Origin of the sequence: Neoaquamicrobium sediminum, assembly GCF_040970315.1 — a bacterium.
Lineage (GTDB): Bacteria > Pseudomonadota > Alphaproteobacteria > Rhizobiales > Rhizobiaceae > Aerobium > Aerobium sediminum.
The window spans coordinates 66303-90485 of the sequence record NZ_JAZHFV010000004.1 but is presented as its reverse complement, the minus strand read 5'-3'; the positions used below and the strand labels follow the sequence as shown (position 1 = coordinate 90485).

Sequence of the window (24183 nt, the reverse complement as noted above, 5' to 3'; positions counted from 1 at the left end):
CCGATATGCGTCGAGAAATGCGGGAGGCGGCCTTCAAGGCCGCCTCTTTTGCATTACCCGAAACAAAATTTGGCCGAACTCGGCGGTCCTGATAAAAGGGCCAAGATCGACCACTAGACCCAGCGAAAGAGCCAAAGGTGAAGAGACCTGACATGTTCCTGAGAACCTTCCTCGGTGGCATCGTGGCGCTGCCGATCATGCTGTCGGGGGCCGCACAGGCGCGCGACGTCGCAGCAAGCGTCCCGACGTCGACTGCAGCGCCCGCGACCGCCTTTTCGATGCCGTCGCTGCGCCTGCCCGGTGCAGCACAACCCGCGCCCCGCGCCGAGCTTGTGCAATACGCCCAGGTGACGGATCCGCGCGTCGCGCAGCTTGAAGAGCAGGTGCGCCAGCTCACCGGCACTCTGGAAGAACTGAATTTCCAGATCCTGCAGATGCAGGACCAGCTCCGCCGTATGCAGGAAGACAACGAGATTCGTTTCCAGGAGCTGGAGCAGAAGCGTTCCGACGCCGGAGGCGCAGCCCCTAGGCAGGATCGCGCCGCGGCCGGCGAAAACTCTGGCAGCCGCGGCTCCGGGGGTAGTGGCGACGATGACTTTTACGCTGCTGCGCCGCGCGTTGAAGACGGCAGCACGGTGACAGGCGCGCCGCCGCGCACCTTCGGCACCATCACCTTCGATGAGAACGGCAATGCGACCGGCGCCGGTCTGCCGGAACAGACCGATCAGGACACGACGGTCGCCGCGCTGCCGAGCGGCAGCGGCGGCGATGACGAGCTTTACCGCAACGCCTACGAGTTCATCCTCTCCGGCGACTACGGCACTGCCGAAACCGGTTTCCGCGATCTGCTGGCCCAGTATCCGGACAGCGAGCACGCAGCGGACGCGCATTTCTGGCTGGGCGAGGCACTGCTGGCACAACAGAAGCCGCGCGAGGCGGCCGAAATCTTTCTAGCGGCCAGCCGCGACTATCCGCAGGCACGCAAGGCGCCCGACACGCTTTTCAAGCTCGGCGTTTCACTGGCTGCGCTGAACCAGCGCGATGTCGCCTGCGCCACGTTCACTGAAGTGCTGCAGCGCTATCCGAATACGACCGACGCGCTGCGCGAGCGCATAAAGCAGGAACAGGCCCTGGCCTCCTGCTGACGAGCGGCCAATGGCGCTCGACCTCGATCGCATCTTTGGCGATCTCGCTCTCTCGCAACGGCAGAGCCTGGTCATAGCCGTTTCCGGCGGCAGCGATTCCCTCGCCCTCCTCCTTCTTCTCAAGAATTTCCTCGACCTGCGGGCACCAGCTGTCCGCGTACTTGCCGTGACGGTCGATCATGCCATGCGCACGGAAGCCGCCGCCGAGGCGCACGCCGTGGCGACCTTGTGCCAAAAGATCGGCGTCGAGCACAGGACGATGGTCTGGACCGGCGACAAACCCCGGACGGGCCTGATCGCCGCTGCCCGCGAGGCGCGCTACCGCCTGCTGGCAGAGGCTGCCGATAACGTTGGCGCGGATACGGTCTTTATCGCCCACACGATGGACGACCAGGCCGAGACAGTCGCCATGCGTGCACGACGCGGCGAAGGGCTAGGTCTCGCCGGCATGGCGCGCGCGACACTTTATGACGAGCGCATCTGGCTCGTCAGACCACTGCTGCAGGTCCGCCGGCAGGCGCTGCGAGACCATCTCGCCGCCGCCGGCATTCACTGGATCGACGATCCCACCAACGACAACCGGCGCTACGAACGCGTCAGGGTTCGCGCCGCTCTCGAAGATAACGAGGTACGGGCCCTCGCCGATCAGGCCGCAAGGGCAGGAAAGGCGCGGGCCGAGCTTGGCCGACAGGCCGCGAAGCTGATCGCTCGGTTCGTGACCATGCCGGCGCGCGGGCTTTTCCGCCTCGACCCGGAGATGTTCGACGGCAGCAACGCGGCGACCCATGCGCTGCGCATCTTCCTGGCCGTTGCCGGAGGCACGCCTCGCCTGCCCGATCACGATCGTGCGACCACTCTCGCCTGCCGCCTCGCAGCCGGCCCCTTGCGCGTCGCATTGTCGCGCGCGCTGGTCGACGCGCGAAAGTCGGGCGTCTGGATAAGGCGCGAGAACCGCAACCTGCCTGTCACGCAACTGTCTGCGACACCGACTTTATGGGATGGACGCTGGCGTATCGCGGTGAAGAACGAGGCCATGGGACTGCAGGTCAGCGCTTGCCGCCAAGCGGGGCCGACTGCCGATGCCGCAAGCCGCTCCGACATACCGGAAAGTCTTGTTCGAGCGGCATTTTCCGCCGAACCCTGCATATTTCGCGGAGACCGGATGGTTGGCGTGGCGGACAGCGGCGATGCCGATGCCCTGGGCATCTCGGCGTTGCCCGTCGAGGCACTTTTCGCGCACTTCCTGCCCGAATTCGATCTCACCGCAGCACAGGCACTCCGCCGTGTGATTGCTCGCCACACCCTGCCCCCCTCGCCTTGGAAGAACCACATTGACGCCGATGCTTAACCGCATGCCTTAGTTGCGCTTGGCAAGGCTGGGGCCGCTGCCTATGTTAGTCGCAGCACTTGCTCAATGGGACCAGTGTCCGTGATGGCTCGCCCGGCCGGACACCAACGGGAAACACGATGAATCCGAATTATCGCAACCTCGCGCTCTGGGCGATCATTGCCGTCCTGCTGATCGCACTTTTCAATCTGTTCCAGGCGCCACAGCAGCGTGGCGTATCGCGAGAGATTCCCTATTCGGAGTTCCTGCAGGAAGTTGAATCGGGCCGCGTCAACACGGTGACTATTTCGGGCAGCCGGATTTCCGGCACCTACGGCGACTCCAACAGCGGGTTCCAGACCTATTCGCCAGGTGATCCCTCGCTGGTCGAGCGGCTTGAGCAGCGCGGCGTCACGATCAACGCGCGTCCGGAAACCGATGGCTCCAATTCGATCTTCGGTTACCTGATTTCCTGGCTGCCCATGATCCTCATACTCGGCGTATGGATATTCTTCATGCGCCAGATGCAGTCTGGCTCCGGCCGGGCAATGGGGTTCGGCAAGTCCAAGGCCAAGCTTTTGACCGAGGCCCACGGACGCGTCACCTTCCAGGATGTGGCGGGCGTCGACGAGGCCAAGCAGGACCTGGAGGAAATCGTCGAGTTCCTGCGCGACCCGCAGAAGTTCCAGCGACTTGGTGGCAAGATTCCGCGCGGCGTGCTGCTCGTCGGCCCTCCCGGAACCGGTAAGACGCTGCTTGCGCGTTCCGTTGCCGGTGAAGCCAACGTGCCGTTCTTCACGATCTCCGGTTCGGACTTCGTCGAGATGTTCGTCGGCGTCGGCGCGAGCCGCGTCCGCGACATGTTCGAGCAGGCCAAGAAGAATGCGCCCTGCATCATCTTCATCGACGAAATCGACGCGGTCGGCCGCCATCGCGGCGCCGGGCTCGGCGGCGGCAATGACGAGCGCGAGCAGACGCTGAACCAGCTTCTGGTTGAGATGGACGGCTTCGAGGCCAATGAGGGCATCATCCTCATCGCCGCGACCAACCGGCCCGACGTGCTCGATCCCGCACTTCTGCGTCCGGGCCGTTTCGACCGCCAGGTGGTCGTGCCCAACCCGGACATCATCGGCCGTGAGAAGATCCTCAAGGTGCATGTGCGCAACGTGCCGCTGGCGCCGAATGTCGACCTCAAGGTTCTCGCGCGCGGCACGCCGGGCTTCTCCGGTGCCGATCTGATGAACCTCGTCAACGAGGCCGCCCTGATGGCCGCGCGCCGTAACAAGCGCCTCGTGACGATGCTGGAGTTCGAGGACGCCAAGGACAAGATCATGATGGGCGCGGAGCGACGCTCCAACGCCATGACGCAGGCCGAGAAGGAGCTGACCGCCTATCACGAGGCAGGCCACGCCATCACCGCGCTGCAGGTCCCCTCGGCCGATCCGCTGCACAAGGCGACCATCATCCCCCGCGGCCGCGCACTCGGCATGGTCATGCAGCTTCCGGAGGGCGATCGCTACTCCATGAGCTACAAATACATGATCTCGCGTCTCGTCATCATGATGGGTGGGCGCGTTGCCGAGGAAATCAAGTTCGGCAAGGAAAACATCACCTCTGGCGCGGCCTCCGACATCGACCAGGCGACCAAGCTCGCACGTGCGATGGTCACGCGCTGGGGCTTCTCCGACAAGCTCGGCCATGTCGCTTACGGCGACAATCAGGAAGAGGTCTTCCTCGGCCATTCCGTCGCGCGCCAGCAGAACGTGTCGGAGGAAACGGCCCAGCTTATCGACGCGGAAGTGCGCCGCCTGATCGACGAGGCTTACAAGGAAGCGCATCGTATCCTCAAGGAGCATCGCGACGCGTGGCTCGCCATCGCCGAGGGGCTGCTCGAATACGAGACGCTTTCGGGCGACGAGATCAAGGCGATCATCAAGGGCGAGAAGCCCGCGCGCGATCTCGGCGACGACACCCCGCCGTCGCGTGGTTCCACCGTGCCGAAGGCCGGTGCCCGCAAGGACGACAAGAAAAAGGGTGGCGAAGAGCCCGACGCCGGCATGGAGCCCCAGCCCCAAGGGTGACAAGTCTCCGAGCGTAGCGAGGAGCCTTCGCGAAGCACAAGTCACGCAGTTTCAGAAAGGCGGTCGCATTCGCGGCCGCCTTTTCTTTTGGCGCATGCTGGGCCTCGCCAAAGCCAGTTGCAGCGGCTATGGCTTGCGGCGAAAGGCTTGTTCCCGCCCGCAATGGTCCCGCTGCTTTCCGATCCATGGTTCTATGCTGCCGCCATTCCGGCGGTGGTGCTCGTCGGCCTGTCGAAGGGCGGACTGGGCGGCGCGATGGCGCTGATCGGCGTGCCGCTGATGGCTCTGGTGGTGTCCCCCGTCCAGGCTGCGGCGATCCTGCTGCCGATCCTCGTCGTCATGGACGTCGTGTCGCTGTGGACGTGGCGCGGCGAACGAGACCCCGTGACGCTGAAGCTGATGCTGCCGGCGGCCATGCTCGGCATCGGGCTTGGTTGGCTGACGGCGGCGGTGGTGACCACCGGCGCCGTACGGCTTATCGTCGGGCTCGTCGCGATCGCGTTCTTCGCCCGCTGGGCAACGCAGGGGATGGCGACCGTCGAGCGGCCGACGGATCACAGTCCCGCGCGGGCGGGCTTTTGGGGCATCGTCAGCGGCTTCACCAGCTTCGTCGCCCATGCAGGCGGCCCGCCCTATCAGGTCTATACCCTGCCGCTCGGCCAGCGGCCCGCACTTTTCGTCGGCACCAGCGTCATCTTCTTCGCCGTCGTCAATGCGGTGAAGCTGATCCCCTATTTCGCCCTCGGCCAGTTCGATGCCACTAATGTCACCGCCTCGCTGGTGCTCATGCCCATCGCTCCGCTGGCGACGCTTGCCGGCGCGTGGATCGTTCGCCGCATGAAGCCGGAAATCTTCTATCCGTTGATGTACGGCATGGTGCTGATCGTCGGCGCCAAGCTGGTGTGGGACGGCGCCTTCGAGATATGGGCGCAACCCTGATGACCGCCGCCGCGCCGTGTGCATAATCGCAGCGTGAAGGAGCTCCGCATGACCAATCCCTACGCGCTCGGCCTTGAGAAAAACGCCGCGAACTACCAGCCGCTGACGCCGCTTACCTATCTGGAGCGTGCGGCAAAGGTCTTCCCCGAACAGGTCGCCATCGTCCACGGCGCATCGCGCACCACCTATCGCGAGTTCTGGCGGCGTTCGCTCAGGCTGGCCTCCGCGCTTGCAGGCAAGGGCATCGGCAAGGGCGACACGGTTTCGGTCATGCTGTCCAACACGCCTCCGATGCTGGAGGCGCATCACGGCGTGCCGATGGTCAAGGCTGTGCTGCACTCGCTCAACACGCGGCTCGATGCGGCGATCATCGCTTTCCAGCTCGACCATGCGGAAACCAAGGTACTGATCGTCGACCGGGAATTTTCCGGCGTGATGAAGGAGGCGCTTGCACTGGCGACGGTCAAGCCGCTTGTCATCGATTATGACGATCCCGACTACGGCGACGATGCACCGTATCCGAAGGGCGAGCGCATCGGCGACAGCGACTACGAGGCTTTCCTGTCATCCGGCGACGAAGACTTCGCCTGGGCGATGCCGGACGACGAATGGGATGCGATCGCGCTGAACTACACGTCGGGCACCACCGGAAATCCCAAGGGTGTCGTCTACCACCATCGCGGCGCGGCGCTGATGGCATATGCCAACACGATCCATGCAGGCATGGGCAGGCATCCGGTTTATCTGTGGACCCTGCCAATGTTTCACTGCAACGGGTGGTGCTTTCCGTGGACGCTGGCAGTCACCGGCGGAACCCATGTCTGCCTGCGCTGGGTCCGCGCCAGAGCCATGTACGACGCCATCGCCGACCATGGCGTGACACACCTGTGTGGCGCGCCGGTCGTCATGTCGACGCTGATCAACGCGGCTGACGTCGAGAAGCGGGATTTCTCGCAGACCGTCACCTTCAACACCGCGGCCGCACCACCGCCGGAAGCAGTGCTGTCCGGCATGGCCGACGCCGGCTTCGCCGTCACGCATCTCTACGGACTGACCGAGACCTATGGCCCGGCCGTCGTCAACGAATGGCACGACGACTGGGACCAGCTCGACAAGGACGCGCGCACGGCCAGGAAGGCACGCCAGGGCGTGCGCTATGCTGCGCTCGAGGGCCTGACCGTCATGGACCCGGAGACGATGGAAGAAACGCCCGCCGACGGAACGACAATCGGCGAAGTCATGTTCCGCGGCAACATCGTCATGAAGGGCTACTTGAAGAACAAGGCAGCCAGCGACGAAGCCTTCGCCGGCGGCTGGTTCCACTCTGGCGATCTCGGCGTGATGCATCCCGACGGCTACGTCCAGCTCAAGGACCGGTCCAAGGACATCATCATCTCGGGCGGAGAGAACATCTCGTCCATCGAGGTGGAGGATGCACTCTACAAGCACCCGGCGGTGGCGTCCTGCGGCGTTGTGGCGCGCGCGGACGACAAATGGGGTGAGACACCCGTCGCCTATGTGGAATTGAAGCCTGGCCGGACCGCGACCGAAGAGGAAATCATCGCACACTGCCGCGCGCTGCTTGCCCGCTTCAAATGCCCGCGCACGGTGATCTTCGCGGAAATCCCCAAGACCTCGACCGGTAAGATCCAGAAGTTCCGCCTGCGCGAGATGGCGAAGGAACTATAGATCAGCCCGAAACGAAAAAGACCGGCGCGAGGCCGGTCCTTTCAATCCGTGTATTGGCTAGCTTTCGCTCAGCCTTCCTTCGGCTCCAGCACCTGACGGCCGCGATACATGCCGGTCTTCAGGTCGATGTGGTGCGGGCGGCGCAGTTCGCCGGAATTCTTGTCCTCGACATAGGTCGGGGCCTTGAGCGCGTCGGCGGAGCGACGCATGCCGCGCTTCGACGGCGAGGTCTTTCTTTTTGGTACAGCCATTGTCCTGCTCCGGTGTTCGGTCAAACGGCCGCTGCCGCCCTCGACAAAAGGGCCTCGCATCGCGGCCGAGAACCAGGAAAGTTGCGTGCCTATACACTCACGCGCCGGATTTGACCAGCACCGGCGCGCAAATTTTTGCGCGCCGCGTTAACGCAGGCACTGATTGTAGCCGCCTGCGTGGCCGGCCCGCCGCTCGATGGTGCGCGCGAGCCGTTCCAGACCCGCCCCCGGCTTGCCCGGCGTACGCGTGAGCGGGCTTGGAAGCGTCACCGCCAGCAGTGCGGCCTGTCGCGACGTCAGTTCGCTGCTCGACTTGCCGAAATGGTATTGTGCGGCGGCTTCGGCCCCGTAGATGCCCGGCCCCCATTCGGCGATGTTGAGGTAGATTTCCATGATCCGCCGCTTGGGCATCACGATGTCGAGGTAGATCGAATAAGGCAGCTCGATCGCTTTGCGCAGGTAGGATCGGCCGTGCCAGAGATAGAGATTCTTGACCGTCTGCATCGTAATGGTCGAGCCGCCGCGCGTCGTCTCGCCGGCGAGCGTCTCTTCAAGCAGTACCTTGAACTCGGCGAGGTCGACACCGTCATGCGAGCAGAACTGTCCATCTTCCGACATCATGACCGAGTGGACGAGCCTGTCGCCGATCTCATCGATAGGCGTCCAGCGTCGATCGTATCCTTGCAGCGTGACGATGTCCTTAATCATCAGCGTTGACAGCGGGTGCACGGCCGGCGGCAGATAGGCGAACGTCAGCAGCGCCGGCAGCAGGCCCAGCACCACGACAAAAAGCACAACGCGGCGCAGCCAGACGCTCAGCCGGCTGCGCTGTCGCCCGCCCTTCCAGCGTTTCCGCCTCATCTCCGGCTCGATCTCGACAACCGGCTCTGTGGTCGGCTTGTCCACCCTTGCGCCTCGCACTTCATCTTTCCCGAATACAGACGCAAAGGGCAATGCGCAACGCCGCGGAGCGCTTGACGCGGGCTGTATTTGCCCCCATGCCTCGCGCCATGGAACAGATGACCGCCCCCGCTGATTTCGAGATGGCGCTCGCCGATAGGGCACGGAATGTCGAGCAGTGCCTGCAGGCGCTTTTGACCTCCAAACCTCGCGAGGGCGAGATTGCACGGCCAGAGGAACTGATGCAGGCCATCAGGCACGGCGTGCTGGGCGGCGGCAAGCGCCTGCGCCCGTTCCTTCTGATGGAAAGCGCCGCCTTGTTCGATTCCGACGGGCTTGCGGCCCTGCGCGTGGCTGCCGCGCTGGAATGCGTTCACTGCTATTCGCTGATCCATGACGACCTGCCGGCGATGGACGATGATGACCTCCGCCGCGGCCGTCCGACCGTTCATCGGGCGTTCGACGAAGCAACCGCGATTCTCGCCGGCGACAGCCTGCTCACCTACGCCTTCGACATCGTTGCCGACGAGGAGACCGAGCTGCCCGCCGAAACGCGCGCACGGCTCGTGCTCCTGCTTGCGCGTGCAGCCGGCATGGGCGGCATGGCTGGAGGCCAGGCCCTCGACCTGCAGGCGGAGCGCGAGAAACCCGACGAACAGGGCATCATCAAGCTTCAGGCGATGAAGACCGGCGCGCTGATACGCTTTGCCTGCGAGGCAGGCGCGATTATCGGCGCGGCAGCGGAGCCGGAGCGGCAACGGCTCGCTGAATTCGGACAGGCGATCGGCCTTGCATTCCAGCTTGCAGACGACCTGCTGGACGCCACGTCGGATGCCACCGCACTTGGCAAGGCAGCGGGCAAGGATGCCGAGGCTGGCAAGGCAACGCTCGTCGCCCTGCATGGCATCGATTGGACGCGCCAACAGCTTTCCGGACTGGTGGACCAGGCAAACGCGTTGCTTGAACCATTCGGCGAGCGCGCTGCGACACTGCGTCAGGCCGCACAATTCATCGCGCTGCGTTCGTTCTGAAGCCCAAACTCCCTCGATTAACAGCGCTTTAATCGGATTGCTCGATTTTGAGCGATGTGTGTCGGGTAACGGGTCTTCGGGGTCAATGTCGTTTGCTGTAACACGCGCTTATATGCGCGGCCGTCTGATCTTCATCATGACCGGCTTCCTGCTTGCTGTCGGCATCGGCGCCGCGCTGATCAACTGGCAGGCAGGCGAGGCCAAGACCAGCGCCAAATTCGGCGCCGTTCTCGGCGAAATGAGCGAGGCCACCGGCGAGGTCATTTATTACGCGCTGATGCTGGACCAGACCCGCCTGAAGTCTGAACTCGCAGCCCAGAAGGCGCGACGATCGGTTTCCGTAGAACTCGGAAATGGCGACGTAGGACTGCCTCCCTCCACCCAAGCGCGCCCCGCCGCCGGTGGCAGTGCCGCCATGGCAGACGTGCAAGGCAAACTTCACGGGGCCATCGACCGTCTCGATCTGGCATACAGGGCATTCGGACGCGCTGCGGGCACGGAAATCGCCGTGGGCGAATCGCAGCTCGACACTCCCATTCGTGATCAGGCCGATCTCAAGCCGGTCCTTGCGGAGATCGAAGGCCTGACGGCGCCGGAATCGATCATCCGGCTTTGGAACGGTGGAGGTCAATCCGACTCCCTCAAACAGGACGTGCTTGAAGTCGTTACGCTCGCGAACCGTCTCGATCTCTTCGCGGACTATTCGCTGCCTGCCGCCCAGCGCGTATTCACCCAGATGCAGACGATCGCCAGCGAGCGTGTCCGGCCAAATCTGGACAGCATCACCGCCGAACTGCGCGCAGACACCATCAAGGGCTACGGCTGGCTGGAAAAAATCCTCTACGCAGTGGCCGGGGTGATCTTTCTGGTCAGCGTCGGCACGACCCTGTGGGTCTTCGTGCCGATGATGCGCAACATCGCCAAGGCGCACGACGATTTGCGCGAGGCGAACGCCTCGATGGAAGCCGCCCGCATCAAAGCGGAATCGGCAGACCGGGCCAAGTCGGAATTCCTGGCCAATATGAGCCACGAAATCAGGACGCCGATGAACGGCGTGCTTGGCATGGCCGAATTGCTGGTGCGCACCGATCTGGACAGCCGGCAGAAAACCTTCGCCGATGTGATCCTCAAGTCCGGCAATGCACTGCTGACGATTATCAATGACATTCTCGACTTCTCGAAGATCGACGCGGGACAGCTTAGCCTCGACCCTGCGCCATTCCGTCTTGGCGAGGCGATTGAAGATGTCGCAACCCTAGTCTCGACGCGCGTTGCCGAAAAGGATCTCGAACTCATCGTTCGGGTCGATCCCGACCTGCCGGGATGCGTCGTCGGCGACGTCGGACGGATCCGCCAGATTGTCACGAACCTTGTCGGCAACGGCGTCAAGTTCACCGAGAAGGGTCACGTGCTGGTCGATGTAAGCGGTCACGTCGAAAGCGACACCGCCTACGTTACCGTCCGCGTAGAGGATACCGGCATCGGCATTCCCGACGACATGCTGGCCAAAGTGTTCGAGAAGTTCAGCCAGGTCGACGCTTCGTCCACCCGCCGGCATGAAGGAACCGGTCTCGGGCTGGCCATCGCCTCGCGGCTTGTCGAATTGATGGGCGGCGAGATGGGCGTCTCGAGCGACTTCGGCAAAGGTTCGACCTTCTGGTTTACGGTCCCGCTGCCGGTTCACGCCGATCTTGAACCGACGCTGCCGGTCCCAGTCGATGTTTCCGGGGCACGCGTGCTCGTCATCGACGACAACCGCGTCAACAGAGATATTCTTCTGGAGCAGCTCAGAAGCTGGCATTTCGACTGCGCAGCCGCCGAAAACGGCGAAGTCGGCCTCGCGTTCCTCGATCGCGCCACACAGCTCGGCGCTCGTGTCGACTGCATCATTCTCGACTATCAGATGCCCGGCATCAACGGGCTTGAGGTTGCCCGCAGGATCGCCGCGAATCCGGCGACATGGGATATTCCTGTCCTGCTCCTGACTTCCGTGGATCAGGCGATCACCGGGCACCTGACGATAGAGTCCGGGATTTCGGCGCATCTGAACAAGCCAGCGCGCGCTTCCGCCCTGCTGGAGACCCTCGTCACCATCATGCAGAAGGCAAAGGCGATGCCGAAACGCGACCGCCTTGCCGCCAGCCCTAAAGCTGTCCACAATTTCGCGCCCAAGCCGGTCGTCCGCAATCCCGATCGGCCGATTGCTTCCGTTCGATCCGGCGGCTGCCGGCCGCTAGACATTCTCGTCGCCGAGGACAACGAGGTGAACCAGCTCGTCTTCAGCCAGATCCTCGATGGCCTCGGCCTTGCCTACAGGATCGCTTCCAACGGACGCACGGCCGTGGAGATGCACCGCACATTGAAGCCGCGCCTCATCCTCATGGACGTGTCGATGCCGGAGATGAACGGGCTGGAGGCGGCAGCCGCGATCCGCCGCGCGGAAGTCGGCATGGGCACCCGTACGCCGATCATCGGCGTCACCGCCCATGCGCTGAAGGACGACCGTGAGATGTGCATCGAAGCGGGCATGGACGACTACCTGTCCAAGCCGGTTTCGCCCAACAAGCTCGCCGCCAAGATCAACGCATGGATCGGCAGTGATGCGGTAGCGTTGAGCGCCTAGACCGGCTGCCCTACTCCGCCGCCTGCCTTCCGCCGGCGCCGAAGCGCTGCTCGATGTACTCCGCGACCATCTTTTGGAAATCGTCGGCGATCTGCGGGCCGCGCAGCGTCGCGGCTTTCTGACCATCGATGAAGACGGGCGCCGAAGGCGTCTCGCCCGTGCCGGGCAGGGATATGCCGATGTCGGCATGCTTGGACTCGCCCGGGCCGTTGACGATGCATCCCATCACGGCGACCTTTAGTTCCTCGACGCCCGGATATTTCTCGCGCCAGACCGGCATGTTGCGCCGGAGATCATCCTGGATGGTAGCGGCCAGCTCCTGGAACACCGTCGACGTCGTGCGGCCGCAACCGGGACAAGCCGCCACGATCGGCACGAACTGGCGGAAGCCCATGGTCTGAAGAAGTTCCTGAGCGACCTGAACCTCGCGCGTACGGTCGCCGCCGGGTTCCGGCGTCAGCGAGATGCGGATCGTGTCGCCGATGCCCTGCTGCAGCAGGATGCCCATGGCGGCCGACGATGCGACCACGCCCTTGGTGCCCATGCCCGCTTCCGTGAGACCCAGATGCAGCGCATGATCGGAACGCTTGGCAAGCTCCACGTAGACGGCGATAAGGTCCTGAACCTGGCTCACCTTGGCCGACAGGATGATCTTGTCGCGCGGCAGGCCAATCTCCTCGGCCATCGTCGCCGAAATCAGCGCCGACTGCACGATCGCCTCGCGCATCACCTCGATCGCCGTCATGGGCGAACCCTGAGCCTGGTTCTGGTCCATGAGGCGCGTCAGCAGCTCCTGGTCGAGCGAGCCCCAGTTGACGCCAATGCGCACCGGCTTGTCGTAGCGGATGGCGGTCTCGACGATGGCGCCGAACTGCCGGTCCTTCTTCTCCTTGAAGCCGACATTGCCCGGATTGATCCGGTACTTGGCCAGCGCTTCGGCGCAATCCGGGTGGTCGGCCAGCAGCTTGTGCCCGATATAGTGGAAGTCGCCGACGAGCGGCACGTGGCAGCCGAGCCGCGCCAGGCGATCCCGTATGCGGGGCACGGCGGCAGCGGCCTCGTCGCGATCCACCGTGATCCGCACGATCTCGGAGCCGGCGCGGTGGAGTGCTGCCACCTGGGCCACGGTCGCGTCAATATCGGCCGTGTCGGTATTGGTCATCGACTGAACGACGACCGGGGCGTCGCCTCCCACGATGACATCGCCGACGGCGACACCGACCGAACGGCGTCGTGCAAGGGGGCGGTCGAGGAATTGCTGCATCGGGTCGAACTCGTTGTCGCCTGTTCGCGGCGATATCTATGCCTTGATCCCGTCTAGCACAATCCGCCAAATCTGACATGACAAAGGCGACGCAGCCGCAAAGAGCGAGTGCGGTTGGATTTTATGCTGCGCTGCAATATATCTGCAGCAAGGGAAATGGAAACGCGAAGGAAGAGCCATGCTGACCGGAAAAACGGCAATCGTGACGGGATCGACCTCAGGCATCGGATTGGCCATAGCCGAGGCGCTGGCAGCCAAGGGCTGTGCCGTCGTCATCAATTCCTATTCCGACAGCCAGGAAGACCATGCGATAGCCGCCGGCGTGGCGGAGCGCCATGGCGCCGAAGCCGTCTACATCAAGGCGGACATGTCGAAGCCTGACGACTGCCGCATGCTGGTCGAGAAGACGGTCTCGCGCTTCGGCACGGTCGATATTCTCGTCAACAATGCGGGCATCCAGTTCGTGGCCCCCGTCGACGAGTTCCCTGCGGAACGCTGGGATGCCATCATCGCCATCAATCTGAGCTCGGCCTTCCACACTGCGGCGGCAGCGATCCCCCACATGAAAGCGTCCGGCTGGGGCCGCATCGTGAACATTGCATCGGCGCATGGGCTACGGGCCTCACCGAACAAGTCTGCCTATGTCGCGGCCAAGCACGGCGTGGTGGGGCTTACCAAGACCATCGCGCTCGAGTTGGCAGGTCAGGGTGTGACCAGCAACGCCGTATGCCCCGGCTTCGTGCTCACGCCGCTCGTCGAAACGCAGATCGAGGACCGCGCGAAAGAGACGGGCCTCGACCGCGAGACCACCATCCGCGACGTTATCCTTGCCAAGCAGCCGTCGAAGCAGTTCGCGACCGTCGAGCAGATCGCCGCCTCGACGGCCTTTTTGTGCTCCGACGATGCGGCGCAGATCACGGGCACGACGCTCTCAGTCGATGGCGGCTGGACGGCGCAATAGGATCTCCAACCTTTCGGGAGGCGACCGGGAGGCATGGAGCACGACATGAACGCGGACGCGACATCGGCCGACAAAAAACCGGTCAACATAGCGCTGCAGGGTGGCGGTTCGCACGGCGCCTTTACCTGGGGTGTGCTTGATCGCCTGCTTGAAGACGCGCGGCTGGACATTGCCGCCATATCCGGCACCAGCGCGGGCGCAATGAACGCGGTGGCGCTGGCGCATGGCTGGGCCACCAATGGAGCCGAGGGCGCGCGTGAAAAGCTTCACGACTTCTGGCGCGCGGTTGCCCGGCAAGGCCGCTTCAGCCCCGTTCGCCGGATGCCGTGGGACGTGCTGTGGGGCAACTGGTCGGTCGAGAACACGCCGGGCTATCTGTGGTTCGACGCCTTCTCGCGGATTTTCTCGCCATACAGCGCCAATCCGTTCAACCACAATCCGCTGCGCGATGTGGTCCGCGCAGAAATCGACTTCGATCTTGTGCGCCGCTGCACGGGGCCGAAACTGTTCATCTCGGCCACCAATGTCGAGACAGGCCAGTTGCGCGTGTTCGAGACGGGTGAGATCACACTCGACACGGTGATGGCCTCGGCCTGCCTGCCGCAAATATTCCAGGCGGTCGAGATCGACGGCACGCCTTATTGGGACGGCGGCTATGGCGGCAATCCCGCGCTCTATCCGTTCTTCTACGCGACACCGGTCGAGGACGTGCTGCTGGTACAGATCAACCCGGTGGAACGCGAGGGCGCCCCCCGCTCCGCCCGCGAAATCCAGAACCGCATCGACGAGATCACCTTCAACGCGGCGATGCTGCGCGAATTCCGTGCCATCGCCTTCGTCAACGAACTGATCGAGAGCGGCCAGCTTGAGCGTGGCCAGTATCGGCAGATCCGCATGCACAGGATCGACGCCGACGAGGCGTTCAAGGATCTCTCCGCCTCGTCGAAGGTCAACGCCGAATGGGCTTTCCTTGAATATCTGCGCGATCTCGGCCGATCGGCCGCCGACGACTGGCTGGCGGAGAGCTACGACGATGTCGGCGAGCGCGCCTCGCTCGACATTTCCGGGGAACTCGCTCCGGGCCTTGCAGCGCGGCCACGCAAGACGACCGGCGCCCGCGTGCGCGATTTTCTGGCCACCCGCAAGCGGCCGCCGTCGGCAAACCATCACCGCCCGCGCGGCGAGCCTACGGATTCAGAACCGCGCCGATAACCTTCAGATAGAGCTTGCCGCGTTCCATATGCTCCTTGGGATCGGCAATGCGGGCCTTCATACCTTCCATCGCGTCGTTCAGCATCGTCGCGAGGGTTTGAGCGGAAAAACCCTTGGCTTCCAGGTCGACGCCATTCTTGAGCGCCTCGGTCTCGATGACCTGCGCCAGGACCGCGTCCAGTCGTCCCCGCCATTCGGTCATCACATCGCCGGCAAGGTGATTCTTGACGTCGAGGAGTTCGGGCCCGTGCGGCGTCTCCTCTATCTCGCGCATCATGCAGTAGAAGACACCTTCGCACATCCGGTCCAGCCGGGCCGCCAACGGGCCTTCCTCTGCCAGCACCGCTTCCGTGCGAGCCAGCAGTTCGTTCAGGAATTGTGAAGCGAGCGCCCTGTAGATGTCGGTCTTGTTGCGGAAGACGAGATAGAGTGCCGGCCGGGAGATTTCGGCCGCCCTGGCGATATCGTCCATGGTGGTGCGATCGTAGCCATACGCAAGGAAGACCTTGAACGCGCCCTCCAGGATGCGCTCGCGGCGCTCATCTGAGGTCTGAAGTCGTTTGTCGCTGGTTGGCGAGGCCATGGTCATGAGACTGTCTTGACAAAATAACAAAATTTGTCAAGGTGTCCGCGATCAACCCCCGACGGCCTGCAAAGGTATTCCCATGCAACTCGAAGTCGACGGTCGGCAGATCGATATCCAGGTCGATCCCCAGATGCCACTCCTGTGGGCCCTGCGCGATGTCGCGGGCGTCCTCGGTCCGAAATTCGGCTGCGGTATCGCGGCCTGCGGCGCGTGTACCGTTCTCATCGACGGCGCTCCCGTCCGGTCCTGCGTATTGCCGGTGGGCGACGTCACGGGCCGGGTCACGACGATTGAGGGGCTTGCCCGCGACGGGGCGCTTCACCGGGTTCAGCAGGCCTGGCTGGACGAGCAGGTCGCGCAGTGCGGCTATTGCCAGGCAGGACAGATCATGACCGCGGTGGCGCTGCTCGAAGAGATACCCGACCCCACCGACGAAGACATCGACAAGGCCATGGCCGGCAATCTTTGCCGCTGCGGCACTTATCCCAGGATACGGGCCGCCATCAAGCGCGCTGCCGGCAACGGGACGGAGGCCTGACCATGTCGCGTCTCGGAACGATCACCCGGCGAACCTTTCTCGGGCTGGCAGCGGTCGCGGCCGGCGGCATCGCCGTCGGCTATTACTACTACCGCAAGCCCTACCCCAACCCGCTTGAAGACGGCCTCGCCGAGGGCGAAGTCACGTTCAACCCGTACGTGAAAATCGGCACCGACGAGACCATCACCGTCATCGCGCCGCGCGCCGAAATGGGCCAGGGCATCTCGACGACGCTGGCGGCCTTCGTCGCGGAAGAGCTCGACGTGACGCTGGACCGCGTCAGGGTCGAGCACGGCCCTGCGTCTTACGCCTATTACAATGCGGCGCTGCTTGAAGAAGGCGGCGGCTTCAATTTCTGGGACGACAGCTTTACCGCCGAGACAGTGCGCGGGATGATGGGCGGCGCAGGCAAGATGCTGGGTCTGCAGGCAACCGGCGGCTCGACCGCTGCGCGCGACGGCTTCGACAGGATGCGCCAGGCCGGCGCTGCCGCGCGAACGATGCTGATCGACGCAGCCGCCGCGCGTCTGGGCGTTGCAGCCACAGAACTCGAGACCGAAAACGGCACCATCGTGCACGAGGCCTCTGGCCGCAGCCTCACCTATGGAAGCGTGGCGACGGACGCCGCAGAGCTGTCGCCTCCTTCCGAGGTGCGCCTGAGGGAGCCCGCGCAGTGGAAACTGCTCGGCAAGCCGCAGCCGCGCGTCGACATGCTCGACAAGGTCACCGGCGCCCCGATTTTCGGCATCGATATCCGCGAACCCGATATGCTGTTCGCGACGGTGCGCATGAGTCCGGTCTTCGGCGCGAAGCCCATTCGATCAGACCTCACGGCGGCGGAAGCCATGCCGGGAGTGGTCAAGATCGTGCCGATCGAATCGACCTATGGCAGCGGCTTCGGCGTCATCGCGGAGAACACCTGGGCTGCCTTCAAGGCTGCGGAAGCGATCGATGTCGAATGGGGCGAACCCGCCTATCCCGCCACTCATGACGCCATCGTCGCAATGATCGCCGATGCCGCGCGCTCCGGCGACGCGGCCGCGATGAGGGACGATGGGGATGTGGATGTCGCCTTCGCCGACGCGCCACCCGAGCGCGTCATCGAGGCCGAATATTCGGTTCCCTACCTGGCGCATGCGCCGATGGAGCCGATGAACTGCACCGCGCGCCTGAAAGATGGCGTGCTTGATGTCTGGGCGCCGAACCAGATGCCGGTGCTCGTTCGCTGGTTTTGCTCGGACATCGCTGGCGTGCCGGGCGAGCGCACCAACGTCCACACCACATCGATGGGCGGTGCGTTCGGGCGGCGCGGCGAACTGGATTACGCGCTCTATGCGACGATCCTCGCCAAAGAGACTGATGGACGCCCGGTGCAAGTGACTTGGACCCGTGAGGAAGATATGCGACGCGGGGTCTATCGCCCTGCCTCGGCTGGCCTTTTCCGGGCGCGCATCGGCGACGACGGCCTGCCGGTTGCGGTCGATATGCGCATCGCCGCGCAGAACATGATGGCATCGCTTACGTCGCGGCTGTTTCCGTCCCTGCCGGCTGGCGGTTCCGATCCTGCGATCACCGACGGGTCGCGCAATCAGCCCTACACGATCCCCAATTACCGGGTGTCGGAGATCCAGGTGCCGCTGACCATCCCAGTCAGCTTCTGGCGCTCGGTGGGCAACTCGGTCAACGGCTTCTTCCACGAGGCTTTCATGGACGAGATCGCCCATGCCGGCGGCATCGATCCGGTGGAGATGAGGCGAAAGCTCATGGCCGACTTTCCGGCGGCCGTCGCCGTCGTAGACAAGGTCGCGGAAATGTCGGGCTGGGGCGAACCTCTGCCTGAAGGCAAGGCAAGAGGCTTCGCCTTCACCCTTTCGTTTGGAAGCTGGTGCGGACAGGTTGTCCAGATCGCCGACACCCCGGCGGGCATCAAGCTGGAAAAGATGTGGATCGCCGTGGATGTCGGCACGGCGCTCGACCCCGGCATCATCGAGACACAGATGACGTCCGGCGCCGTCTTCGGCCTTTCAGCGGCCATGGGCCAGGAGTTGACCTTCACGGACGGCAAGGTCGACCAGTCGAATTTCCACGATTTCGACGCCGTGCGCATGCATCAGGCTCCGGCGTTCGAGGTCGCGATCCTCCAGAACTTCCACAAGATGGGCGGCGTCGGCGAAGTCGGCACGCCACCCGCCGCTCCCGCGCTGGCAAATGCAATCTTCGCATTGACCGGCAAGCGCATACGCTCCCTCCCGCTCGGCAAGGAGGTTGCCTTCGCATGACTTCGAGACCCACCATCCTGGCTGCACTTGTTTCCTTGTTTGCGCCAGCGCTTTTGATGAGCGCCTCCGCGCAAACCACCCAGCAGGCAGAACCCGTCGTCGACCGTGAGCGCGGGCTTGCGGAGTGGGAGAAGGTTAACGCAGTTTTCTCGCATCCGCGGTGTGCCAACTGCCATGTCGAGGACGAGCATCCACGCTGGTCGGGCCCTCATTACGGCGGAACGCGTTTCCACGCCTTCAACGTGCAGCGCGGCGACGATGGATCCGGTTTCGGCAATGCAGGCCTGCGCTGCTCGACCTGCCATTTCGAGACCAATTCGCAGGTCCTGCACGGCCCGCCGGGTGCCGAGAACTGGCATCTGGCGCCGGCGGAGATGGTGTGGTTCGGCAAGACTTCGGCCGAAATCTGCGAGCAGATCAAGGACCCGGCGCGAAACGGCGATCGTTCCCTTCAGGAGGTTGCCACGCATGTTCGCGACGACGCGTTGGTTGCCTGGGGCTGGGACCCTGGCCCCGGACGGGAACCCGCTCCGGGCAGCGCGGAGGAAACCTATGAGGCAATTCTCGCATGGGAGGCTGCGGGAGCCCCATGTCCTTGAATTGTCTTTATTTTATGTCGCCTCAAGGTCAGGTTGCAATGCCGGCGACAGCCGGTGGTGATGAGCCGAATACAATATTGAACGGATGCTGTCGGGTTGCCGGTTCGTCAAACGTCCTTCGCGGCGAAGGCTGACAACCCATTGTCAGGAGTGATCGGAAGATCACAAGTTCTGACTATGTTGCACCGCAAAATTGAGGTAGAACCCCGTGCTTTTCGCATTGATTGCGGACCGCCGGATTGAATGGGAAACGACGCACCCCCATATCGACGCCTTCCGTAGGGGTACGCGACCCACTGGGGCATCGCTCGCTGGATTTCGAAGAACATGCCAAAGATCAAGTTCCACAAGGTAGCGGCGGTCGCCGTTCTCATCGCAACCGCCGCTTGGGTGGCAACGGGCGAATTCTCGTCGGTCGGCAGCGCCGCAGACGAAGAAGCCGCTGCGCCAACGCCCGCAGAAACCCAGGAAGAGCAGACGCCGCCGCGCACAGTCGCGGTGGTTCAGCCGCCGCGCGTCGACCATTCGCGTGCGATCCGTCTGTCGGGAACCACCGACGCGGACAAGCGGGCCGTGCTTGCCACGCGTGCGGCCGGTGTCATCGAAGACCTGCCGATCCGCCAAGGCTCGCGTGTCGAGAAGGGCGACCTGATCGCCAAGCTTGAAGCCGAAGGCAAGGAAGCCTCGGTCGAAACAGCACGCCAGTTGCTCGCCCAGCGCGAAGCCGAGGCCGACGCGGCCAGCCGCTTGGCCAAGACGGGTAGCATGCCCAAGCTTCAGCTCGACAACGCGATGTCCGCGCTCGCTTCCGCCCGCTCGCAGCTCGAGATGGCGCAGGCCGAACTTGACCGCAACACGCTGCGGGCACCGTTTGCAGGCATCATCGACAAGGTCGACGTCGAGCTTGGCAGTTCGGTCAGCCAGGGCGCGCAGGTCGCCACCATCATCAACCTCGATCCTATCCTGGCTCGCGGAGAAGTTTCCGAACGCGACCTCGCTTACGTCGAAACCGGCGACAAAGCCGAGGTTCGCCTCGTCAACGGCATGACGGTCGAAGGCGAAATCCGCTACATCAGCCGCGATGCGACCGCCGCCACCCGCACATTCCGCGTCGAGGTTGCCGTGCCGAATGCGGACCGCAAGGTGCCGGCCGGCATGACCGCCGAGGTCACGTTGCGCGCCGACCCGGTCTCAGCAACGATCCTGCCGCGTTCGGTCGTTACGCTCAGCAATACGGGCGACCTCGGCATTCGCGCTGTCAATGGCGACAACGAAGTGGTGTTCTACCCGATCGATCTGGTCGACGACACGCCCAAAGGCCTGGTCCTCGGCGGCATCCCCGCAGATGCACGGGTAATCGTTGAAGGCCAGGAACTGGTCACCGAAGGCGATGTCGTGAACCCCGTCGAAGCCGACAAAGAGATGATCAACAAGCTGGTCAGCGAAGCGACCGGCGGGACGCAATGAGCTCATGGACATCGTCAAACTTGCCATACGCAACGCAAGACTGACCCTCTCGGTCCTTCTGTTTCTGGTCATCGCTGGCGCTCTCGCCTACCAGTCGGTGCCAAAGGAAGCCGAGCCTGACGTTGCGATCCCGATCATTTATGTGAGCCTGACCTACCAGGGCATTTCTCCGGAAGATTCGGAGCGCCTGCTGCTGCGGCCTGTCGAGACCAAGCTCAAGACGATCAAGGGCGTCAAGGAAATGCGCTCCTCCGCCTATCAGGGCGGCGGCTTTGTGCTGCTTGAATTCGACCCTTCGACCGACCTGAAGACGGCGCTCGACGACACCCGCAGCAAGGTCGACGACGCCCGGGGTGACATTCCTCAGGGCGCGGACGAGCCGACGGTTCACGAGGTCAACGTTTCCGAATTTCCGGTTCTGGTCGTCACGCTTTCCGGCCATGTGCCCGAGCGCGTGCTGACGAGAGCAGCGCGCGAGCTGCGCGACCGTATGGAAGAAATTCCGGGCGTGCTGGAAGCCTCGCTGCAGGGCGCGCGCGACGATCTCGTCGAGGTCGTGATCGACCCGATGAAGCTTTCTTCCTACGGCTTGCGCCTCGACCAGATGATCCAGTCAATCGGGGCCTCCAACAGCCTTGTGGCAGCCGGCGCTCTCGAGGGCAACGAGGGCAAGTTTGCCGTCAAGGTGCCCTCGCTGATCGAGACGGTCGAAGACGTCGCCAACCTGCCGATCGTCGCCGGCCCCAATGCTGTGGTGCGGGCGCAGGATCTCGCCACCATCCGCTCGACCTACAAGGACGCCGAGACGATCACGCGCATCAACGGCGCGCCGGCGATCGCGATCGAAGTCAAGAAGCGCACGGGCGCCAACATCGTCGATACGATCAATGGCGCGAAGGCGCTCGCGGATCAGTTTGCAGCCGAGTTGCCGGAAGGTATGACCGTCACCTACACCCAGGACAAATCGGTCTTCGTCAACCAGCTCCTGAACGACCTCCAGAACCACGTGCTCATCGCGGTCATCCTGGTCTTCATCATCATTCTTTACTCGCTGTCCGGCCGCTCCTCGATGCTGATCGGCCTTGCAATCCCGTCCTCATTCCTGATGGGCATCCTGGCGCTGGCGATGATGGGCTACACGATCAACATGATCGTGCTGTTCAGTCTTATCCTTGCCGTGGGCATGCTGGTGGACGACGCGATCATCGTCACCGAGTTCGCGGAAAGGCGGATGTCGGAAGGCATGCCGCGCGAGCAGGCGTTCGAGCTGGCGGCCAAGCGCATGGCCGGCCCGGTCATTGCCGCAACCATGACCCGTATCGCGGCCTTCTCGCCGCTGCTGTTCTGGCCCGGCATCGTCGGCGACTTCATGAAGTACATGCCGATCACACTGATCGTCACGCTCGCGGCCTCGATGCTCTATGCGCTGGTCTTTACCCCGACGCTCGGGGCCATGTTCGCCAAGGCGCATGTCGAGCCGGAAGGCTCGCATCGCGACGGCTGGTACATGGCGATCGTCAAGCAGGCAGTGCGTTTCCCGGTCACCGTTCTAGTCCTGACGGTGGGCCTGCTCGCCGGTGTCTTCTACTCCTATTCGCAATACGGCGCCGGCGTGGAATTCTTCCCGAGCGTGGAGCCCGACTACGGCCTGCTTTATGTGCACGCCCGCGGCAATCTCTCGCTGGCAGAGATGGACGCCGCGACGAGCGAGGCCGAAAGCCGTCTGCTTGGCTGGCCGGGCATCGAATCCGTCTATACCCGCGTCGGCAAGACGCAGGGCGGCGGTCAGGACATCCCCGAGGATGTCGTCGGCGTCATCCAGTACGAGTTCGTCGACTGGCGCGAACGCAAGTCCGCGAACGCCATTCTCGATGACCTGCGCGTAGCGATGGCTGGCATTCCCGGCGTCGACGTTGAGGTGCGCGTGCCCGATGCGGGCCCGCCAACCGGCAAGCCCATTCAGGTTCGCCTGTCGGCTACCGATCCCCAGAGCCTCAATGACCATGCGCGTGAGGTGGCCGCAAAGATCGCCCAGGTGCCCGGCGTCATCGACATCTCGGACGGACTGCCGCCACCCGGCGTCGACTGGGCACTGGAAGTCGACCGCACCAAGGCCGCCCAATACGGCATCAGCCCGTCCTCCGTCGGTACGGTCGTCCAGCTCGTGACCACTGGTCTCAAGCTGACCGACTATCGCCCCGCCGGGGCCGACGATGCGGTGGATATTCGCCTGCGCCTGCCCGAGGATCGCCGCACGCTGTCGACGCTGGACCAGCTTCGCGTCGAGACGGCGCAGGGGTCGGTGCCGATCTCGAATTTCGTCTCGCGTGTCGCCGAGCCCCGCACCGGCATCCTGTCGCGTATCGACGGCCAGCGCACGATCGTGGTGCAGGCCAATGTCGGCCATGGCTTCCAGGTAGCCGAAGTCCAGGCACAGGTGGCCGAGGCTGTCGGCGGCATGGAACTCGCCGGCACGAACTGGAAACTCGCCGGCTCCAGCCAGGAGAGCGACGAGGCCAGTGCGTTCCTCGCAAACGCCTTCGGCGCGGCGATCTTCCTGATCTTCATCGTGCTACTGGCGCAGTTCAACAAGTTCACCAGCGTGTTCCTGGTTCTGATGACGGTGGTCATGTCCACCATCGGCGTGTTCCTCGGGCTGCTGCTGACCGGCCAGACCTTCGGCATCGTGATGTCGGGTATCGGCGTCATCGCGCTCGCTGGCGTGGTGGTGAACAACAACATCGTTCTCATCGACACCTATGACCGTCTTCGCGATGAAGGCTGGTCGAAGATGGACGCGGTGCTGCAGACCTGCCGCGAACGTGCGCGCCCTGTGGTTCTGACCGCCGTCTCGGCGATCATGGGCGTGCTGCCGATCGCCTTCGGTCTGGGGCTGGAACTGTTCCACCATGAAACGACGATCAACGCGCCGTCGACGCAGTGGTGGATTTCTCTGTCGAGCGCCATTGTCTACGGCCTCGCCTTCGCGACCGTGCTGACGCTCGTCGTGACGCCCTCGGCACTGATGGTGTTCACCCGCGACAAGCGGCCGGAAGGCCACCGCAGCCTGCTGTCGCGCCTGTTCAGGCGCGGCAAAGGCGGCACGGTCGAGACGAAGGATGTCGACGGTAAGCCTGCGATCGCCAACGATGAAGGCGTGGCCTACCCCAAGGCAGCCGAATAAGGAAACGGCGCCTCCGGATCATTCCGGGGGCGCCGACCGTCCTGCCGGGAACCAATCCCCTCCAAGCAGCATTTATGTCGTGTTTCACGCCACTATGCGAAGGGGAC

18 protein-coding genes are annotated in these 24183 nt (G+C 63.8%); 14 read left to right on the top strand and 4 right to left on the bottom strand.

The features are described from left to right. The first annotated feature begins 182 nt into the window (after positions 1–182). The 5 genes from ybgF to V1479_RS13525 all read left to right on the top strand — a co-directional run bounded on the left by ybgF (position 183) and on the right by V1479_RS13525 (position 7181). Positions 183–1145: a tol-pal system protein YbgF gene (gene ybgF, locus V1479_RS13545; RefSeq protein ID WP_368803358.1), complete on the top strand. Its 963-nt coding sequence runs from the start codon at positions 183–185 to the stop codon at positions 1143–1145. A gap of 10 nt (positions 1146–1155) precedes the next feature. Further along, positions 1156–2493, top strand: coding sequence for a tRNA lysidine(34) synthetase TilS (tilS, locus tag V1479_RS13540; protein WP_368803357.1), 1338 nt, complete (start codon positions 1156–1158; stop codon positions 2491–2493). Between the two features lie 119 nt (positions 2494–2612). Further along, positions 2613–4553 carry an ATP-dependent zinc metalloprotease FtsH gene (gene ftsH / locus V1479_RS13535; RefSeq protein WP_368803356.1) on the top strand — a complete coding sequence of 647 codons (1941 nt, stop codon included), beginning with the start codon at positions 2613–2615 and terminating at the stop codon, positions 4551–4553. A gap of 162 nt (positions 4554–4715) precedes the next feature. Then, positions 4716–5492, top strand: coding sequence for a sulfite exporter TauE/SafE family protein (locus V1479_RS13530; protein ID WP_368803643.1), 777 nt, complete (start codon positions 4716–4718; stop codon positions 5490–5492). Between the two features lie 48 nt (positions 5493–5540). Further along, positions 5541–7181, top strand: a complete 1641-nt coding sequence (locus V1479_RS13525) for an acyl-CoA synthetase (RefSeq protein WP_368803355.1) — start codon at positions 5541–5543, stop codon at positions 7179–7181. Positions 7182–7249: 68 nt separating this feature from the next. Here V1479_RS13525 and rpmF read toward each other — a convergent pair whose 3' ends face one another. Then, entirely contained in the window at positions 7250–7432 is a 183-nt protein-coding gene (gene rpmF / locus V1479_RS13520) for a 50S ribosomal protein L32 (RefSeq protein WP_047147461.1), read from the bottom strand. A 147-nt stretch (positions 7433–7579) separates the two neighbouring features. Then, positions 7580–8338: a monofunctional biosynthetic peptidoglycan transglycosylase gene (gene mtgA, locus V1479_RS13515; RefSeq protein ID WP_438620528.1), complete on the bottom strand. Its 759-nt coding sequence runs from the start codon at positions 8336–8338 to the stop codon at positions 7580–7582. Positions 8339–8451: 113 nt separating this feature from the next. Between mtgA and V1479_RS13510 the strand changes: the two genes are divergently transcribed. Beyond that, positions 8452–9363, top strand: coding sequence for a polyprenyl synthetase family protein (locus V1479_RS13510; protein ID WP_438620527.1), 912 nt, complete (start codon positions 8452–8454; stop codon positions 9361–9363). Between the two features lie 112 nt (positions 9364–9475). Beyond that, entirely contained in the window at positions 9476–11986 is a 2511-nt protein-coding gene (locus V1479_RS13505) for a response regulator (protein ID WP_368803353.1), read from the top strand. A gap of 10 nt (positions 11987–11996) precedes the next feature. On the opposite strand, the gene ispG is transcribed toward V1479_RS13505, so the two are convergent. After that, positions 11997–13250, bottom strand: a complete 1254-nt coding sequence (gene ispG, locus V1479_RS13500; RefSeq protein ID WP_368803352.1) for a flavodoxin-dependent (E)-4-hydroxy-3-methylbut-2-enyl-diphosphate synthase — start codon at positions 13248–13250, stop codon at positions 11997–11999. A gap of 178 nt (positions 13251–13428) precedes the next feature. Between ispG and V1479_RS13495 the strand changes: the two genes are divergently transcribed. Next, positions 13429–14211, top strand: a complete 783-nt coding sequence (locus V1479_RS13495; protein WP_173194678.1) for a 3-hydroxybutyrate dehydrogenase — start codon at positions 13429–13431, stop codon at positions 14209–14211. Between the two features lie 45 nt (positions 14212–14256). Next, the gene (locus V1479_RS13490) at positions 14257–15423 is read left to right on the top strand and encodes a patatin-like phospholipase family protein (protein ID WP_368803351.1); all 1167 of its coding nucleotides are present in this window, start codon (positions 14257–14259) and stop codon (positions 15421–15423) included. On the opposite strand, the gene V1479_RS13485 is transcribed toward V1479_RS13490, so the two are convergent. Beyond that, positions 15398–16012: a TetR/AcrR family transcriptional regulator gene (locus tag V1479_RS13485; protein ID WP_368803350.1), complete on the bottom strand. Its 615-nt coding sequence runs from the start codon at positions 16010–16012 to the stop codon at positions 15398–15400. The genes V1479_RS13490 and V1479_RS13485 overlap by 26 nt on opposite strands. A 76-nt stretch (positions 16013–16088) precedes the next feature. Between V1479_RS13485 and V1479_RS13480 the strand changes: the two genes are divergently transcribed. The 5 genes from V1479_RS13480 to V1479_RS13460 all read left to right on the top strand — a co-directional run bounded on the left by V1479_RS13480 (position 16089) and on the right by V1479_RS13460 (position 24076). After that, a complete protein-coding gene (locus V1479_RS13480) occupies positions 16089–16547 on the top strand; it encodes a (2Fe-2S)-binding protein (protein WP_368803349.1) in 459 nt (152 codons plus the stop codon). 2 nt (positions 16548–16549) lie between these two features. Further along, the gene (locus tag V1479_RS13475; protein ID WP_368803348.1) at positions 16550–18826 is read left to right on the top strand and encodes a xanthine dehydrogenase family protein molybdopterin-binding subunit; all 2277 of its coding nucleotides are present in this window, start codon (positions 16550–16552) and stop codon (positions 18824–18826) included. Further along, positions 18823–19425: a hypothetical protein gene (locus V1479_RS13470; RefSeq protein ID WP_368803347.1), complete on the top strand. Its 603-nt coding sequence runs from the start codon at positions 18823–18825 to the stop codon at positions 19423–19425. Before V1479_RS13475 ends, V1479_RS13470 begins: the two co-directional genes overlap by 4 nt. A 327-nt stretch (positions 19426–19752) precedes the next feature. Then, positions 19753–20892 (top strand): efflux RND transporter periplasmic adaptor subunit, encoded by a 1140-nt coding sequence (locus V1479_RS13465; RefSeq protein ID WP_173194682.1) that lies wholly within the window; start codon positions 19753–19755, stop codon positions 20890–20892. 4 nt (positions 20893–20896) lie between these two features. Beyond that, positions 20897–24076 carry an efflux RND transporter permease subunit gene (locus V1479_RS13460; RefSeq protein WP_368803346.1) on the top strand — a complete coding sequence of 1060 codons (3180 nt, stop codon included), beginning with the start codon at positions 20897–20899 and terminating at the stop codon, positions 24074–24076. Positions 24077–24183: the final 107 nt, after the last annotated feature.